16 protein-coding genes are annotated in these 16,345 nt (G+C 72.2%); 7 read left to right on the plus strand and 9 right to left on the minus strand.

Annotated features, from left to right (window positions below; translation table 11 throughout):
* Positions 1-45 precede the first annotated feature (45 nt).
* From AAW13_RS37695 to AAW13_RS37725, 7 genes are all read right to left on the minus strand, one after another.
* Complete coding sequence (locus AAW13_RS37695) at positions 46-963, minus strand: NADP-dependent oxidoreductase (protein WP_046728854.1); 918 nt, start codon at positions 961-963, stop codon at positions 46-48.
* Positions 964-1,055: 92 nt separating this feature from the next.
* Positions 1,056-2,483, minus strand: a complete 1,428-nt coding sequence (locus AAW13_RS37700; RefSeq protein WP_046728853.1) for an alkaline phosphatase family protein — start codon at positions 2,481-2,483, stop codon at positions 1,056-1,058.
* 125 nt (positions 2,484-2,608) lie between these two features.
* A complete protein-coding gene (locus AAW13_RS37705; RefSeq protein ID WP_046728946.1) occupies positions 2,609-3,964 on the minus strand; it encodes a phosphoinositide-specific phospholipase C-related protein in 1,356 nt (451 codons plus the stop codon).
* A gap of 196 nt (positions 3,965-4,160) precedes the next feature.
* Positions 4,161-5,129, minus strand: a complete 969-nt coding sequence (locus AAW13_RS37710; RefSeq protein WP_046728852.1) for a PfkB family carbohydrate kinase — start codon at positions 5,127-5,129, stop codon at positions 4,161-4,163.
* Positions 5,126-6,601 (minus strand): purine-cytosine permease family protein, encoded by a 1,476-nt coding sequence (locus tag AAW13_RS37715; RefSeq protein ID WP_046728851.1) that lies wholly within the window; start codon positions 6,599-6,601, stop codon positions 5,126-5,128. Before AAW13_RS37715 ends, AAW13_RS37710 begins: the two co-directional genes overlap by 4 nt.
* Positions 6,602-6,932: 331 nt before the next feature.
* Positions 6,933-7,925, minus strand: coding sequence for an ADP-ribosylglycohydrolase family protein (locus tag AAW13_RS37720; RefSeq protein ID WP_046728850.1), 993 nt, complete (start codon positions 7,923-7,925; stop codon positions 6,933-6,935).
* Entirely contained in the window at positions 7,922-8,641 is a 720-nt protein-coding gene (locus AAW13_RS37725; RefSeq protein ID WP_046728849.1) for a GntR family transcriptional regulator, read from the minus strand. The genes AAW13_RS37720 and AAW13_RS37725 overlap by 4 nt, the downstream gene beginning before the upstream one ends.
* Positions 8,642-8,785: 144 nt before the next feature.
* Here AAW13_RS37725 and AAW13_RS37730 point away from each other — a divergent pair, with 144 nt between their 5' ends.
* Both AAW13_RS37730 and AAW13_RS37735 read left to right on the plus strand, forming a co-directional pair.
* Positions 8,786-8,992 carry a DUF2180 family protein gene (locus tag AAW13_RS37730; RefSeq protein ID WP_046728848.1) on the plus strand — a complete coding sequence of 69 codons (207 nt, stop codon included), beginning with the start codon at positions 8,786-8,788 and terminating at the stop codon, positions 8,990-8,992.
* A gap of 90 nt (positions 8,993-9,082) precedes the next feature.
* Entirely contained in the window at positions 9,083-9,505 is a 423-nt protein-coding gene (locus AAW13_RS37735) for a Fur family transcriptional regulator (protein WP_046728847.1), read from the plus strand.
* 36 nt (positions 9,506-9,541) lie between these two features.
* Here the strand turns inward: AAW13_RS37735 and AAW13_RS37740 are convergent, their stop codons facing one another.
* Positions 9,542-11,059, minus strand: a complete 1,518-nt coding sequence (locus tag AAW13_RS37740; protein ID WP_046728846.1) for a catalase — start codon at positions 11,057-11,059, stop codon at positions 9,542-9,544.
* Between the two features lie 349 nt (positions 11,060-11,408).
* Between AAW13_RS37740 and AAW13_RS37745 the strand changes: the two genes are divergently transcribed.
* Both AAW13_RS37745 and AAW13_RS37750 read left to right on the plus strand, forming a co-directional pair.
* Positions 11,409-11,747 carry a DUF3237 family protein gene (locus AAW13_RS37745; RefSeq protein ID WP_052768522.1) on the plus strand — a complete coding sequence of 113 codons (339 nt, stop codon included), beginning with the start codon at positions 11,409-11,411 and terminating at the stop codon, positions 11,745-11,747.
* 50 nt (positions 11,748-11,797) lie between these two features.
* Positions 11,798-12,595: a siderophore-interacting protein gene (locus AAW13_RS37750; protein WP_046728845.1), complete on the plus strand. Its 798-nt coding sequence runs from the start codon at positions 11,798-11,800 to the stop codon at positions 12,593-12,595.
* Positions 12,596-12,628: 33 nt separating this feature from the next.
* Here AAW13_RS37750 and AAW13_RS37755 read toward each other — a convergent pair whose 3' ends face one another.
* On the minus strand, positions 12,629-13,063 hold the full coding sequence (locus tag AAW13_RS37755) for a hypothetical protein (protein ID WP_206306348.1): 435 nt from the start codon (positions 13,061-13,063) through the stop codon (positions 12,629-12,631).
* A gap of 241 nt (positions 13,064-13,304) precedes the next feature.
* On the opposite strand from AAW13_RS37755, the gene AAW13_RS37760 reads away from it, so the two are divergent.
* The 3 genes from AAW13_RS37760 (at position 13,305) to AAW13_RS37770 (ending at position 16,340) form a co-directional block, all read left to right on the plus strand.
* Positions 13,305-13,970, plus strand: coding sequence for a TetR/AcrR family transcriptional regulator (locus AAW13_RS37760; protein ID WP_046728843.1), 666 nt, complete (start codon positions 13,305-13,307; stop codon positions 13,968-13,970).
* Between the two features lie 243 nt (positions 13,971-14,213).
* The gene (locus AAW13_RS37765) at positions 14,214-15,434 is read left to right on the plus strand and encodes an MFS transporter (protein ID WP_046728842.1); all 1,221 of its coding nucleotides are present in this window, start codon (positions 14,214-14,216) and stop codon (positions 15,432-15,434) included.
* Positions 15,435-15,611: 177 nt separating this feature from the next.
* Positions 15,612-16,340, plus strand: coding sequence for a DUF1684 domain-containing protein (locus AAW13_RS37770; protein ID WP_046728841.1), 729 nt, complete (start codon positions 15,612-15,614; stop codon positions 16,338-16,340).
* Positions 16,341-16,345 lie beyond the last annotated feature (5 nt).

Here is a 16,345-nt window from a genome sequence, read left to right on the forward strand (position 1 = left end):
GGTTCCAGCATGCCCCGCGCTCCCCGCCCACTGCCCTCCGGCGTCCTACGGCCGCAGGACGATCTTGCCTCGGGCGTGCCGGCCCTCGAGATCACGGAACGCGTCCCGCACCTGGTCCAGCGGATAGGTGCGGGCGATCGCGACCTCCAGCTGCCCCCGTGCCGCGAGCCGGGCGAGCTCGCCGAGGACGACCGCGCACGCCGCCGAGCCCTCGCCGTAGGTCCGCGCGCCGACCTCGCCCGCGGCGGACCAGTCACGGATGGTGTTGATCCGGTCGGGCCGCACACCGAGTTCCACGGCCATGGCCACGTAGCCGTCACCGTAGGTGTCGATGAACGCGTCGACCTTCCCGCCCGCGGCCTCCCGGACCCGCTCGGCCGCGCCCGCGCCGTAGGCGACCGGGACGATGCCGTGATCCGTCAGCCAGGCGTGGTCGCGCTCGCCCGCCAGCCCGATGACGGTGGCACCGCGCCGCCGCGCGAGCTGGACGGCCAGCGATCCGACGCCCCCGGCCGCGCCGGACACCACGACCGTGTCGCCCGGCTGCGGGTCCACCGCGAACACGGTGGCGTAGGCGGTGGTGCCGGCCACGTACAGGGCCCCGGCCACCTCCCAGGACAGGTCCCGCGGACGGGACACCAGGTTCACGTCGTCGACCACGACGAACTCCGCGTGGCTGGCCCGGTTGTGCGTGAAGCCCAGTACCTCGTCGCCGACCGCGAAACCACGCACCTCGGGCCCGGTCCCGGCCACGACACCGGCCAGGTCGCTGCCCTGCCCGGAGGGGAACGTGGCCGGCCACCGCCCGTGCCGGGCTCCCTCGCGGATCATCACCTCACCGGGCTGGATCCCGGCGGCCCGCACCTCGACCAGCACCTGCCCCGGGCCGGCCACCGGCCGTGGCACCTCCTCGACCCGCAACACCTCGACCCCGCCGTACCCGTGGAACCGGACCGCCCTCATCGCCCCGTCACCGTGCCTCCCCGCGTCGATGTCATGGGTACACGGTGACGGTGCCGGGCGTGGTCCGGGGGTGTCTTCGCCCACGGCGTAGATCAGGTGTGCGGGCGGTGACCCTCCTCCTGGCGAGGGTAGGTCTGGTCGGCACCGGGGAGGGTGGGCCCGGGGAGGGTGGCCACCTCTTCCCTCGCCCTCGCCAGCTGCTCGGCGGTGTCGTGGGGCAGGCGCGGCGGGCGCGGGCGGGCGTCACGGAACCGGAAGGCGGTGGTGAGGTCGCCGAACGTGGCGCGGCGCCACTGGCTGACGTTGGGTTCCTCGACACCGGTGAAGCGTTCGAGGAACCGCAGGGCGGAGGTGTGGTCGAAGGCCTCGGAGGCGACCCAGCCGCCCACGGTCCAGGGGGAGACGATGATCGCGGGGACCCGGAACCCGCCGCCGATCGGCAGGCCCTGGACGAACTCGTCCGGTGTGCCGGCGGGCGGGGTGGGCGGCGGCACGTGGTCGAACAGGCCGTCGTTCTCGTCGTAGTTGAGGATGAACGCGGTCTTGCGCCACACCTTCGGGTTGGCGGCGATCGCCTCGATCTTGGCGGCGACGAAGGCGGCCCCGGCGGCGGGCAGGTAGTCCGGGTGCTCCGACTGGTGGCTGGTCGGCATGATCCAGCTGACCGTCGGCAGGCGGTCGTTGCGGGCGTCGTCCTCGAAGGTGCCCTCGGGCTGCGGGCGGACCCCGCGCTCGTACAGGTCGCTGCCGGGCGGCGCCTCCCTGAAGGTGGCGAACTGCTCCAGCACGTTGCAGCTGTAGTCGTCCTCCTGCTGGTAGACCTTCCAGCTGACGCCGGCGGTTTGCAGCCGCTCGGCATAGGTGGTCCACCGGTACGGCGTGCGCGCGACGTTGCCGGTGATCGGGCCGCCCCGGGTACCGCCCGGATCGATGCTCCCGGTCATCCACATCAGCCGGTTGGGCCAGGTGGGCCCCAGGACGGAGCAGAAGTAGTGGTCGCAGACGGTGAACGTCTCCGCGAGGGCGAACTGGAAGGGGATGTCCTCGCGGGTGTAATAGCCCATCACGTAGGGGCCGTTGGCGCCGTCGGCCTTGCGGTGGGCCGGCAGCCACCGGTCCATCCTGCCGTTGTTCCAGGCCTGGTGCTGCACGGACCAGGCGTGGCTGGTGGAGGGGATCGCCTGGGCGCTCGACCGGCGCGTGTCGAGGTGGAACGGCAGCAGGTAGCCCCTGGGGTTGCCGGCGTCGGGCTGGTGGAAGACGGAGCGGCCGTCGTCCAGCTTCAGCGCGTGCGGGTCGGCGAAGCCGCGGACACCGGCGAGCGTGCCGAAGTAGTGGTCGAAGGACCGGTTCTCCTGCATCAGCATGACGACGTGTTCGATGTCGTGCAGGGAGCCGCCGCGCGGGGGTTCGGCGGCGACCGCCTTCCGGACGCTGGGCGGGAGCAGGGAGAGGGCGGCGGCGCCGCCGAGCACGCCGGCGGCGGAACCGAGGAGTCTGCGGCGGGTCGGCTCGGCCATGGTGGCCCCTTTCCGGGGTTCGCGGGGGGAGAGATCCTCTGCGGAGGTGACGGCGGCCCGTCCGTGCGGACGGGCCGCCGTTCACTGTGGTCCCCGGACGGCCCCAAGGGCTCCGCCGGGTGCGGTCACTGGCCCGGCGCGAGTATGTAGGTGTCGAGGGTGCCCACGGTGGTGAGCGGGGTGGGGGAGCCGGTGTCGTAGCGGTCCACGGCCAGGTAGTTGGGCTTCTTGCGGGCGGCGGGCGTGCAGAAGCTCTGGGCGCGGTTGAGGAGTTTGCCGTTGTCCGTGGCGGCGGTGGAGGCGATCGGGTAGTCCCGGAAGTGGTTCATCACGAACAGCGGGTGGAAGGCGGACGAGTCGGTCGTGAGCGGTCTGCCGGTGCCCCAGCGGCTGTAGCAGGACCAGTCGGAGTCACCGATTCCGCCGCCCATGGACCAGTAGTTCTCCACGGTCCACTCACGCTGGTACATGACGCCGAAGGTGTCACGGGTGGTCCAGCCGTTCGCGGTGTCGCTCGCCCGGGTGCGGTCGCTGAAGATCAGGAGCTGCTTGCCCCGGGCGGCGAGATCGGCCATCGTGGGCCAGCCCTTGGTGGCCACCCCTTCCTGGTCCGGCCGGTACAGCACGTCGGAGAGGCCGCTGACGGACGCGAGGGACGACTTCAGCACGTCGGAGGAGGCGTAGTCCTCCAGGAAGACGGTCGCGAACTGGCCGGGACGGGCCTTGAGGAAGTCCACGATGCGCTGGAGGTCGGTGGCGAGCGGCACGGGGCTGCTGACGCCGTCGCAGCTGTTGTGGCAGAGGACGGCCTGGCCGGAGACCGTGTAGTCGTCGAGCATGAAACCGCGTACGCCGTCGCTCAGCTGCTGGCTGATGCCGTAGTTCTGGTTGGGGAACAGACTGACGGGGAACGAGGCGAAGTTCCCGTCGGCTCCGTTGGCGAAGGCGTTGTGCGCGGTCAGGAAGGTGACCTGGTCGAGGGTGCGGGTGTCGGCGGAGGGCATCGCCGTGGTCGCGTACGAGACCGGCGTGAGGTACCAGCGGGCGAGGTCGCCCGCGGAGCCGACCTGTACGGCACCGGTGTCCGAGGCGGAACCGGTCAGGTACTGCGAGGTGCCGGGGACCGTGACGGAGTAGGTGCCGTCGGCACCCGCGGTGACGGTCCAGGTGGTGCCGTCGGCGCCGCAGGCGGCGGTCACCGCGGCGGTGCCGCTGCGTCCCAGGCAGGTGCCGGACTCGTCGGCGTTCCGCAGCTGGTAGCCGCCGTCGACCGCGACCGGCGTCCACTGCTGGTGGTCCTCGTTCCCCTTGGGGTTGTGGGCGACGACCGTGCCGCCGCTGTCGGCCGCGTCGAGGCCGGTGACGTAGTTCTGGAGGTAGACCGAGGAGGCCGGCACCGCCGCCGACGCGGTGCCCGGCAGCAGGACGGGCGCCGACAGGGCGAGCACGGCGGAACAGCACAGGACGCGCAGGGGGCGCAGACGCACGGGAATTCCCTTCACTCTGGCAGGGCACGGAGTGCCCTCGCTGTCAGAGGCATGAGATACCCGTTGGTAGGTGTGTCGCGCCAGTCGTTCGGGCTGAATTCCTGTTCCGCCAGGGATATGTGATGACCCGTCACCTGTGCGGGTCAAGGGCGGCGCGGGCGGGGCGGTCACGGACGGCCCCGCGACCGGCTCAGCCGTTCCAGGTGCCCGACAGCCGCTCGGCCAGCGGGTCACCGGCCAGGAAGGCGGCGAGCTCCGTCCTGCCGGGTGCGGTGGCCGGCCCGCGGCGGGTCACGGCGCAGGCCGCCGCCGCGTTGGCGCCCCGGGCGGCCGTCAGCGGGTCGAACCCCTGCCCGAGCAGGGCGAGAAACGCACCGACATGGGCGTCCCCCGCGCCGTTGCTGTCCACCGCGGTGACCGGGAACCCCGGTACGTGCACGGGCGGCCTGTCGGGCGCGGCCAGCCAGCAGCCGTCCTTGTCGGCCCGGACGAGCACACCCGCACCGGGGCCCAGGAGCCGTACCAGCGCCGCCGCCGCGCTACGGGGATCCTCGTGGCCGGTCATGAGGCGGGCCTCGCGGGCGTTGGCGCTGAGCCAGTCGGTACGGGCGAGGACGGGCGCGAGCACGCTCTCGGGGATGTCGGCGACCAGGGGCCCCGGATCGAGGCAGAGGGTGGCGCCGGCGGGCAGCGTGGCGGTGAGTCCGGAGAGCAGCGGGCCGTTGCCGGGCAGGACGAGGCCGTACCCGGAGAGCTGGACGAGGTCTCCGGGACGCAGTCGCGCCGTGATCGCGGCCACGTCCGCCGGGGCGAGCGTGGCCTCCGCCCCGAAGCTGGTCACGAAGGTGCGTTCACCGCCGGCGTCGACCAGGGCCACCGTGAATCCGGTGTCCAGGTCCGTGCGGGCGGGCAGCAGGGTCCCGATGTCCTCGGCGGCCAGCGCCGCGCGGACGAGGTCGCCGTGGGGTCCGGTGCCGTGCAGTCCGGCGTAGACGGCCTCGGTGCCCAGCCGGCGGGCCGCCACCAGGGTGTTGAAGCCGCCGCCCGCGGTCGTCTCGGTACGGGTGCCGAGGACGTCGCCGCCCCGCTCGGGCAGCGCGGGGACCTCGATCACCAGATCGGCGAGCACGTTCCCGGCGAGCACCACCCGGCCGGTCATCGGCCGGCTCCCTGGAGGCGGGCGGCAGTGGATCCGGCGCCGTCCCGGACCGCTGTGTCACCGCGGCCGAACAGGGCGTACACCGCGGCTCCGACGGCCATCGCGACGGCCCAGCCGAGACCGTTGACACCGAGCCAGGTGTCGGCGAGCGGACCGGCGAACCAGACGTCGCTCGCGCTGGTGGCGGCCTTGGTGAAGAGCAGCCCGGCCACGATGGCGAGCGCCCAGCCGGCGACGGCGGGCAGCCGCAGCCCGCCCGTGTACCAGTAGGCGCTGGAGCGGCTGGTGTCCATGAGGGCGTCGGGGTCGTAGACGCGGCCGCGCAGCGAGTCCACGGCGACCACCCCGATCCACGCGGAGATGGGCACGGCCAGCAGGGTCAGGAAGGTCGAGAACGGCCCGTAGAAGTCGTCGGCGACCAGCATGAAGTAGACGCCGCCCGCGAACATCACCACGACGTCCAGGGCGACGGCGTACGCGCGCGGCACCCGCAGGCCGAGGGTGATCATCGTGAGTCCCGCGGAGTACGTGGAGAGGTGGTTCGACATCAGCAGTCCGCCGAACGCCGCGACGAGGTAGGGGACCGCCATCCAGGTCGGCAGCATCGCGTTGATCGCCGCGACCGGGTCGGAGGCGGTGGCCAGCGTCCGGTCGCCGGCCGAGAGCAGCGAGCCGAGCGAGATCAGCAGGACGAGCGGGATGCCGGCGCCGAACGCCGAGGCCACCACGAGCCGTCGGCCCGGGATCGTACGGGGCAGGTAACGGGCGTAGTCCGCACCCGCGTTGGCCCAGCCGATGCCCGTGCCGGAAGCGATGAAGCCCACCCCGGCGACCACCGCGCTGACCGGCCCGGCCGGGGCGTCGAGCACCTCGGACCAGTCGACGGTCGAGATCAGGAAGCCCATGACGACCAGGTTCAGCAGTCCGAACACGACCGTGGCCCACTTGTTGATCCACATGATGGTGGCGTGCCCGAGGCCGCTGATCAGCAGCGTGCAGGCGATGAAGACCAGCAGGCAGACGAGGGTGAGCACGGTGTTGCGCCGGATGCCGAACGCCGTGTCGAGCAGCGCGAGGAGCGCGTACGCCGCGGTGGTCGTGGAGATGGTCTCCCAGCCGACCCGGCTCAGCCAGGTGATCAGTGTCGGACCCGCGTTGCCGCGCTGGCCGAAGACCGCGCGGGACAGGGTGAGCGCGGGGGCGCCGCCCTTCTTGCCCGCCAGGCTGAGGGCGCCCACCAGCGCGAAGGACCCGAAGGAGCCGAGCACGGCGACGAGCACCGACTGCCAGATGTCCAGGCCGCGGAAGGCCACCAGGGTGGCACCGAGCGGCAGTCCGAGGATGCTGATGTTCGCGGCGAACCAGGTCCAGAACATCTGGCCGGCGTGGCCGTGGCGTTCACCGTCGGGGACCGGTTCGATCCCCCGGGTCTCGATGGCACCGACGCGATCGTTCGTCTTCGAAACGGCCATGACGGGACCTCCTTGCAGGGTGCGTGAGCGGGCCGGGCGGGGCGACGGGCTGGGAGCCCCGCCCTGACACCGGTTGACGGGTGGTGCAGCGGTGAGTCTGTTGCCGGGTGGTGCAGCGGTGAGTCTGTTGACGGGCGGTGCAGCGCTCGGCCGTGGACCCATCGGGTTCTGCGGTGGGCCGTGGACCCAGCGGGTTCTGGTGTGGGCCGGGGACCCAGCGGCTTCTGCACTGGGGCGTGGACCCAGCGGGTTCTGGTGCCGAGTGGCTTGTGCGGTGGGTCGGGTGCCGAACGGTTTGCGCGGTGGGTTCGGCGGTCGGCGGCCGGATGGGTCAGCGGTGGGCGAGCAGGCGGGTCGTCAGTGGCTCCAGGTCGAGGGCGTTGACGGTCCGCAGGGTGCGGACGGCGTCGGCGGGCAGCGCGCGGAGCCCGGCGACCGAGCCCGCGACGGCGCCGGCGATCGCGCCGATGGTGTCGCTGTCACCGCCGAGGTTGGCGGCGAGCAGCGCGGCCTGCCACGGATCGCCGTCCGCCAGGGCGAGCACCGCGAACGCGGCCGGCACCGACTCCTGGCTCGCCACGCTCGTGCCGACCAGCGACACGACCCGGTCCAGCGCCTCGGCCCGCGGGAGGCCGCGCACCAGTTCCCGGGCCCATTCGATGCGGGCGGCGATGTCGGCCCCGGCGACCCAGTGCCCGCGCCGCGCTCCGGCACGGGCCGCGGTCACCGCGGCGGTGACGGCCGCGTCGAGCGAGCCGCCGTCGACTCCCGTGCTGACCGCGGCAGCCACCGCGGCCGCCCCGGCGATGCCGACGGTCGTGTCATGGGTGACCTGGCAGGACTCCACGACCCGGTCGACGAAGGTGTCGAGCGGATCGGCGGCGAAGGCGATGCCCACCGGGGTGACCCGCATCGCGGCGCCGTTCGTGGTGCCGTTGCGGCCCGCCTCGCGCGGGGGGACACCGCGGGCCACCGCGTCCAGCGCGGCCTTGGTGGACGGGCCGAGCAGGTCGAAGGACCCCTTGGCCTTCATCTCCTTCTCCCAGTCGAGGAGTTCGTGGGCCAGACGCAGCGGATCGATCCGGCCGTGGCCCTCGTCGATGAGCCGGGCGACGATGACGGCCTGCTCGGTGTCGTCGGTGACCGACCCGGCGGGCATGCCGGCGCTGACCGGGTTGTCGGGGCGGGCCGGTTCGAAGCCGGTGAGGGTGCCGTAGACCCGGACGACGTCCTGTCGGGACATCACCTGGGTGGGCATGCCGAGGGCGTCGCCCAGGGCGAGACCGTAGAAGGCGCCCAGGGCTCGGTCGAGTCGGTCGGTCACGAGCGGCCTCCGTTGCCCGAGCGGACGTGCAGTTCGAAGCGGGCGGGGTCGAGCAGACTCCCCACCTGCTCGATCACCGAGCCGTCGGCGGCCCGGTACACCTGGTCCAGCCGGAGGAAGGACTCGCCGGGGGAGCGGTGCAGCACGGCGGCCTCGTCCTCGGTGAGCCCGCGTACCGAGACGACGCCCTCGCCGGCGTCGGTGACCCGGCCCGCCGCGATCAGCGTCCGGCTGAGCGAGCCGCCGTCGAGGCCGCGCTCCGGCAGCCCGGCGAGGGATCCGGTGACCGGGACCCGGCTGCGCTCCAGCGACACGCCCTGCCCGTCGGACAGCCGCCTGACCCGGTCCAGGGCGATGAACGCAGCGGACGCGAGGCCGAGCCGGGCGGCCAGCTCCGGGTCCTCGACCTCCTCGAAGCGGAGGACCTCGGTCGTCAGCTCGGTGCCCTGCTCGGCCAGGGCACGGGTCCAGCCCAGACGGTTGTCGAGCGGCGCCCCGTCGAAGGTGACGAAGGAGCCGATGCCCGCGTGGGTGGCGATGAGGCCCTCCTCGCCGAGGACCTGGAGGGCCTGGCGAAGAGTGGTGCGGCTGACGCCGAACCGTTCCCTCAGCGCGTGCTCCCCGGGGAGCCGGCTGCCGTCGGCGTGGACCCCGGCCCTGATCTCGTCGGCGAGGACGCGGGCGATGCGATGGTGTTTGTGTACCTGTCCAGGCATGTCTAGACAGTAGGTGAACAAGCGCGTCCGGTCCAGAGGTCGACCTAGAGTTGACTCTGTCAAAACTAGCGGGCTATGTTCGAGCCACCGAAAGCCGCGAACCCCGCCTCGCCAGACAGGTGGGCCATCTCATCGGGAAGCACCATGCACTGTTACGACTGCGCCCAAGAGGGGCGAAACGAGAACACCGGGATCGGCGCCTGCACGCGCTGCGGACTGTTCACCTGCGCCGATCACTCACGGATCGTGCACGCCACCGTCCAGCGCCCGATCGGGGTCATCCCGATGACGAGCGTCCGGCCCGCCCGGCGCCTGGTATGCGGCTCCTGCCGTACGGCCGAGGCCGCCTAGGCGGAGCCCTGCTCCAGAACTGACCGAGTCAACTCTCGGTTGTATCGTGGGCGCGGTGGCGCACCGACGCCCCGGAGGAGTGAAACGGCCATGGACCAGCTCGCGGGCGACCTGCTCAAGCGCAAGGGGCTGCGCAGTACGGCCCAGCGCAGGGCCGTTCTGACCGCGCTCCAGGGCCATCCGCACTCCACGGCGGCGGATCTCGAGGCCCGCGTCGGCGCGGCCGGCGGACTCTCCAGGCAGGGTCTGTACAACGTGCTGGACGACCTCACCAAGGCCGAACTGGTGCGCTGCATCGAACCGGCCGGATCGCCGACCCGCTACGAACTCCGCGTCGGCGACAACCACCATCATCTCGTCTGCCGCCGCTGCGGCCTGATCGAGGACGTCGACTGCGGCGTGGGCGCGGCACCCTGCCTGACCCCCGGGACCGACAAGGGGTTCGCGGTCGACGAGGCCGAGATCACCTGGTGGGGACTGTGCGCGGGGTGCCAGGGCGCCGCCCCCGCCTGAACCGGCCGACGGGGGCGTGTACTCGTCTCGCGGCCGTCAGGCCTTGTCCTGCATGCTGCGCCGCGCGGGGCTGCCCTGTTCGGCCGCCTTCGGGTCCCGCTCGTCGGCCTTGGCCCGCACGCCCTGCTCGATACGGTCGCCGACGGTCTTGTCGATGTTCTTCCAGTAGGCGAACGCCCGTTGCAGCACCGGCTCCGTCACGCCGTTGAGGAGATGCCCCACGACGTTGTCGACCAGACGGTCACGGGCGGCGTCGTCCAGCACCTCGCGCACCATCGTGCCGGGCTGTCCCCAGTCGTCGTCCTCGGGGTGGCTGACGTAGGCCGCCCGGACGATCTCGCCGTCGGCCTCCCAGCTCGGCGGGGAGTACCGGGCCGAGTCCGCAGCCGGGCCGCCCTTGGAGTTGGGGGCGTACACCGGATCGGTGGTCTTCCGGTACGCCATCGCCCCGTCCTTGGAGTAGGAGTGGACCTCGGCGACGGGGGCGTTCACCGGAAGCTGCTGGTAGTTGCCGCCGATCCGGTGGCGGTGCGCGTCCGCGTACGAGAACAGCCGGGCGAGCAGCATCCGGTCCGGGCTCGGCCCGATGCCGGGCACGAGGTTGTTCGGCTGGAAGGCGGCCTGCTCAATCTCGGCGTGGTTGTCGGTCGGGTTGCGGTCGAGGGTCATCCGGCCGACCGGGACCAGCGGGTAGTCGCCGTGCGGCCACACCTTGGTGAGGTCGAACGGGTTGAAGCGGTAGCCCGCCGCCTCCGCGTACGGCATGACCTGCACGTACAGGGTCCAGCTCGGGAAGTCGCCGTCCCGGATGTGCTCGAACAGGTCCCTCGTGTGGTAGTCCGTGTCGGCCGCGGCCATCTGGTCGCCCTCGTGCTGGGTGAAGCACTCGATGCCCTGGTCGGTCTTGAAGTGGTACTTCACCCAGAACCGCTCGCCGGCCGCGTTGATCCACATGTACGTGTGGGAGGTGTAGCCGTTCATGTGGCGCCAGGAGCGCGGGATGCCCCGGTCGCCCATCAGCCAGGTGACCTGGTGGGCGGACTCCGGTGAGAGGGTCCAGAAGTCCCACTGCATGTCGTGGTCGCGCAGGTTGTTGTCCGCGCGGCGCTTCTGCGACCGGATGAAGTGCTGGAACTTCATCGGGTCCTTGACGAAGAACACCGGCGTGTTGTTGCCGACCATGTCGTAGTTGCCCTCGCTGGTGTAGAACTTCACCGCGAAGCCGCGCGGGTCGCGCCAGGTGTCCGGGCTGCCGCGCTCCCCGGCCACGGTCGAGAAGCGCACCACGAGGTCGGTACGGGTGCCCGGCTGGAACAGCGCGGCCCTCGTGTAGGCGCTGACGTCATGGGTCACCTCGAAACGGCCGAAGGCGCCGCTGCCCTTGGCGTGCGGCTGGCGCTCGGGGATCCGCTCCCGGTTGAACTGTGCCATCTGCTCGATCAGGTAGGCGTCCTGGAGCAGGATCGGTCCTCCGGGCCCCAGCGTCAGCGAGTGCTCGTCGCTCTCCGCGGGAGCGCCGGAGTCGGTGGTGGTGAAGGGCGGTTTCTCGGTCATGAATCTGCCTTTCTCCGCACGCGCGCTGGGCAGTGCTCGGGTCGCTCGGGTCAGGGGCCTCGGGGCTCCGGCGGTCCGGGTGACCGCGGGCGCCCGCGGTAAACGCGCGGCGGCCCGACGGCCGGGGACGGACGCGGGTCACCGGGGACCGCGTCCGCCCATGCCCTCCAGCCTGGGGCCGCCCGGCCGGGGCTGCCACTCAGGGCGCCGCCCGGCCGGCCGGCGAACCCGGCCGGCCGGCGAACCCGGCCGGCCGGCGAACCCGGCCGGCCGGCGGGACCCGGGTCAGGCGGTGGCGGCGAACAGGAGTGACACCCATGACTGACGCACCGCCCGGGGCCGCCCTCGTGTGAGCGGGCTGCGCAAGGCCTTCGGTGACTTCACGGCCGTCGACGGCGTCGACCTCGACCTCGCGGCCCGCTTTCTGCTGCGCGCCGCGGACGGAGCCGTCGTCTGCATCGTCAACCGCGGCTACTGCCACGAGGGTTGCGACACGTCGGACCTGTACGACGGGGACGTCAGGCTCGCCGAGGCCGGGAGCTACTTCCGGACCGCGCAGGTCTTCCGCACCGACGCGCCCGCGCACCTGTGGCTCGCCGGACGGTCTTCGTTGGACTCGCCAGGGAGGAGGACGGGCACGTCGTCATCCGCTGTCGCACGGTCGACTGATCATCGAGCGGCAGGTTAAGTTAGGCTTACCTAACTAACCATGATGTGCCATGTCAGGGAGGGTCATCGATGAACGCGCGTTTCCCCATGGGGGTGCGCCGCCGCATGCTCACCGTCGAGGTCGCCCGGCGGGAGTGGCTGGGCCCGCATCTGGCCCGCGTCACCCTGACCGGGGCGGACCTCGCCGACTTCGTGCACCAGGGCGGCGACCAGTGCTTCCGGCTGTTCTTCCCGCGGCCGGGGCAGCGGGAGCTGCGGATGCCGACCCTGGCGAACAACGGCTGGTACGCCCAGCTGCTCACCATGCCGGGGCGGGTGCGGCCGAACGTCCGGAACATGACGGTGCGTTCGTTCCGTGCGGACGTGCCGGAGCTCGACATGGACGTCGCCGTCCACGGGGACACCCCGCTGTCGGTGTGGGTCCGCTCGGTGGTGGCGGGGAGCCCGGCCGGGGTGTTCGACGAGGGGCGTGGCTACCGGCCCCCGGCGGACGCCGCCTCGCAGCTGCTGATCGCGGACGAGAGCGCCCTGGCGGCGGCGGTGGCGACCGCCGAGACCACCAGGGCCACGCTGCCCACCCGGCTGCTCCTCGAAGTGCCCACCTCGGACGACGTCCAGGACCTCGACCTCGGTGAGCACGTCGAGGTGGACTGGCTGCCCCGTGACGACCCCGCCGTGAAGCCGGGGGAGCTGGCACTGCGGCGGGTGCGGGAGCTGGCGTTGCCGGCGGCGCCCGTCAGCGTCTTCGTGGCCGGGGAGAGCGCGCTCGCCACCGGTGCCAGGCGGGCGCTCGTCGCCGCGGGGGTCCCGAAGGCGGCGATCGACTTCACCGGGTACTGGAAGCAGGGCCGCGAGCCCGTGGGCTGACCCGAGGGCGTCGGGCGCCCCCGTCGGCGCGCCTCAGGCGCAGATCAGCTCCTTGACCTTCTGGAAGGCCTCGTACTCGTCCCGCTGGTCCACCGGGAGCTGGTAGAAACCCGCGGTGATCTTCGGTACCGAGGGGATCACGACCAGCCGGAACTTCTCGCCCTCCGCGGTGGACACGTGGAAGCGACCCTGGAGGTCCCGCTTCTTCACGGCACCGCGGTTGGCGTCGGAGATGGTGACCGGGGTGCCCGGGGTGACCCGGCCGTCGTTCTCCTCCACCGGGACGATCACCAGTTCGGTGCTGCCCGGCCGGAAGCCGACCGCGTAGTTGTAGACCGTCGTGCTCCGGTAGACGACGTAGTTCCGCTGCTTCATGTCCGAGGCGTAGACCTTGGTGTAGGTCTCCCCGTCGGGGACTACGGCGTCGAAGGCCGCGTGGAGCGCCGACTTGAGCTCTTCCTTGCTCACCACTGTGTGTCTTCCCTCTCGTGGAACCGGACCGGCACCGGCCCGTGACGAGCGTTGACTGTACAGCCAGCCAGTCAAAACTCCCAAACCCAAGTACGGATCCGCGTACGGCAGTTCGGGTCTCGGACGGACCGGTGCGGTGAACGCCCTGGAAGGCGGGGAGAATAGGGGGCGTCGGTCCAGGTCGGACCGGCCGGCGGCGCGTCGGGTGCGGGCGCCGCGGAGACGGGCAGGGGGGCGTGTGTCACCGCGATCGGCCGAGGCCAACGAGGAACTGCGGGCGCAGTCGCGGGAGCGGATCCTAGCGGCGGCCCTGGAGGTCTTCGCCGAGAAGGGCTACCATGACGCCACGATCTCGGACATCACCGCACGCGCCGGTGTCTCGCGCGGTCTGCTCACCTACTACTTCCCCGGCAAGCAGAACCTGGTCGACGAACTGCTCGACCGCTACCTGGACGGCGTCACCGCGCTCGTCGACGTCCCCGGCGACCCGGACGAGCGGCTGGCCGCCGTCATCGACGGCGCGATCGCCACGGCCGCTGCCACCGTGCCCGTGCAGCGCCTCACGCTCAGCCTGGTCGTCAATCCCGCGACCCATCCGCAGTTCGCGGCGGCCGAAGCCCGCAAGGAGGCGCGCGTGGCCGCTCTGGAGGACGGCCTGCGCGGCCTGTTCGCGGCGCGTGGCGCCGAGGATCCCGCGGTCGAGGAGGCCCTGCTGCGCAGCGTCCTCGAAGGCGTGATCTTCAAGATGGCCGTCTACGGCGACCAGTTCCCGGCCGAGCCGGTCCGCCGGCGTCTCTACGCGCTGTACGGCCTGCCCGCACCGCACGACGACCTGCTTCCGGCGGCCCCCCGCCCGGACCGGATGCGCGCGGCCCGGACCGCGTCCGCGCCACCCGCGGGCTGACGGGCGCCGCCTCGCGGCCCCGTCCCGAGTGACGCAGCTCACCTGGCCGCCGGCGGCGATCCAGGAATGCGTACTCGTGTCATCTCGCTGCAACGTTCTTGGGGTCTGCTGGGCAAGGGTGCCCGGCGCGGCCGGCCGCGGAAGGCCGGAACACCTCCGTAAAGGCCGGAACACTCCGTCCGCCGCGTCCCCGTCCCCGGTTCCCGCCCCCGACCGCTCTTTCGAAAGGTCTCCCCGCTCACCATGCCTCTGGCTCTGCTGGCCCTTGCCGTCGTCACGTTCGGCATCGGCACCACCGAGTTCGCCACCATGGGGCTGCTGCCCCAGATCGCGGACGGCGTCGGGGTGTCCGTGCCGCACGCCGGCAACCTCGTCTCCGCCTACGCCCTCGGTGTCGTCGTCGGCGCTCCCGTGCTGACCGGCATCGGCGCCCGGGTGCCCCACAAGCGGCTGCTGCTCCTGCTCACCGGGCTGTTCGTGGTCGGCAACACGGCGTCGGCGCTGGCCCCGAACTTCGGCCTCCTGTTCGCCGCCCGCTTCCTGGCCGGACTGCCGCACGGCGCGCTGTTCGGCGTGGGCGCGGTCGTCGCCTCCTCCCTGGTGGCTCCCGACCGGGCGGCCCGCGCGGTCTCCCAGGTCTTCCTCGGCCTCACCATCGCCAACATCGTCGGCGTCCCCGCGGGCACCGCCCTCGGGCAGCACCTGGGGTGGCGGTACGCCTACTGCGCGGTCGCCGTCATCGGACTGGTGGCACTGGCGGCGCTCGCCCTCCTCGTACCGCACCAGCCGCGCGGCCCGCAGGCGGGCATCCGTCAGGAACTGCGCGCGATGGGCAACCGGCAGGTCTTCATCGGACTGGCCACCGCCGTCGTGGGCTTCGGCGGCTTCTTCGCCGTCTACAGCTACCTCGTGCCCATGCTGACGCACCTGACGGGCATCTCCGACGCCTCGACCACCGTCGTCCTCGCCCTCTACGGCGTCGGCATGACCGTCGGCACCCTGCTCGCGGGCCCCCTCACCGACCGTGCCCTGCGCCCGACGCTCTACGCCGGGATCATCCTGCTGGCGGCCGGTCTGGTGACGTTCTACTTCACCGTGCACAGCACGGTCCCGGCCCTGATCACGGTCACCTTCATCGGTGCCATGGGCGCGCTCATCACCACGCCCGTCCAGATGCTGCTGATGATCAACGCGAAGGAGGCCCCGACCATGGCGGCGGCCTCCAACCACTCCGCCTTCAACCTGGCCAACGCGGCCGGTGCGTGGCTCGGCGGCCTGGTCATCTCGGCGGGCTGGGGCTGGGCCGCCCCCAACCTGGTCGGCGCCGCCCTCGCCATGGCGGGCCTGGCCCTGGCGGTCACCGGTGGCGTCCTCGACCGGGGCCGCGCCTCGAAGGTGGTCACGGCCCAGGCCGCCGCGCCGGCACCGGTGTCCGAGGGTGTGGCCGAGCGCCGTCAGGGCTGAGCCCCTCGCCGTTCCCGAGCGTGGCCCCGCGTGGCCCCGCTCACCTCGTCCGACAGCCGTCTCAGTCATCGAGACGGCTGTTTGACATTAGGCGATCTTATGGTGGATAAAGTACATGCTTTGGCCATGCAATGACATTCCGTGGCGATCCTCCCCTGCTAGCCGAATGAGTACGCCGTGTCCCACTCCTCCGCCTCTCCGGCCCCCGTCGACCCGCGGCAGGAGTGGGAGGCCTGGTGTGCGGGGCGCCTGCGCGCGCTCACCTCGCCGACCGGCAACCTCGCCCTCGTCGAGACCCGCTGGCTGCCGGCCGGCGAGCACGCCGACGCCGAGGCCGCCCGCGCCGGGCAGCCCGCCACCGTGGCGGTCACCACGCTGAGCCGCACCGACCTCGCCACCGGCGAACCCGAGCACGGCCTGCGCTTCTGGGACGCGGACGCGCCCGCCATCCGCCACTTCGAGGGCGTCGACACCTTTCCGTACGACCCCGCCTGGGTCCTGGAGGCCGCCTACACGCCGGTGCCGGGCGCCCGCCGGATCGCCTTCGAGCACATCCGGGACAACGGCGGCAGCCGCGACCTGGTCGTACCCGGCGACATCACGCTCACCGTCGACGGCCGCGCGTACACCCTCAGCGCCTTCGACGACGACGGCACCCTGCTGCTCGTCTTCGGCGACCCCACCAACGGGGACACCACCTACGGCGCCGGCCGCTTCCTGTTCGTCGAGCGCACCGCCGACGAGGGCCGGGTCGTCCTCGACTTCAACCGGGCCTTCGTGCCGCCCTGCGGATTCTCCGATCAGTACAACTGTCCGATGCCGCCGCGGCAGAACCGCTTCCACCTGGCCGTCGAGGCCGGCGAGAAGCGCCCCGTCTTCCGCGACGGCTTCCTCGCGCAGCACTGATCGCC

The organism is Streptomyces humi (assembly GCF_001005085.2).
GTDB classification, from domain to species: Bacteria; Actinomycetota; Actinomycetes; order Streptomycetales; family Streptomycetaceae; genus Streptomyces; species Streptomyces humi.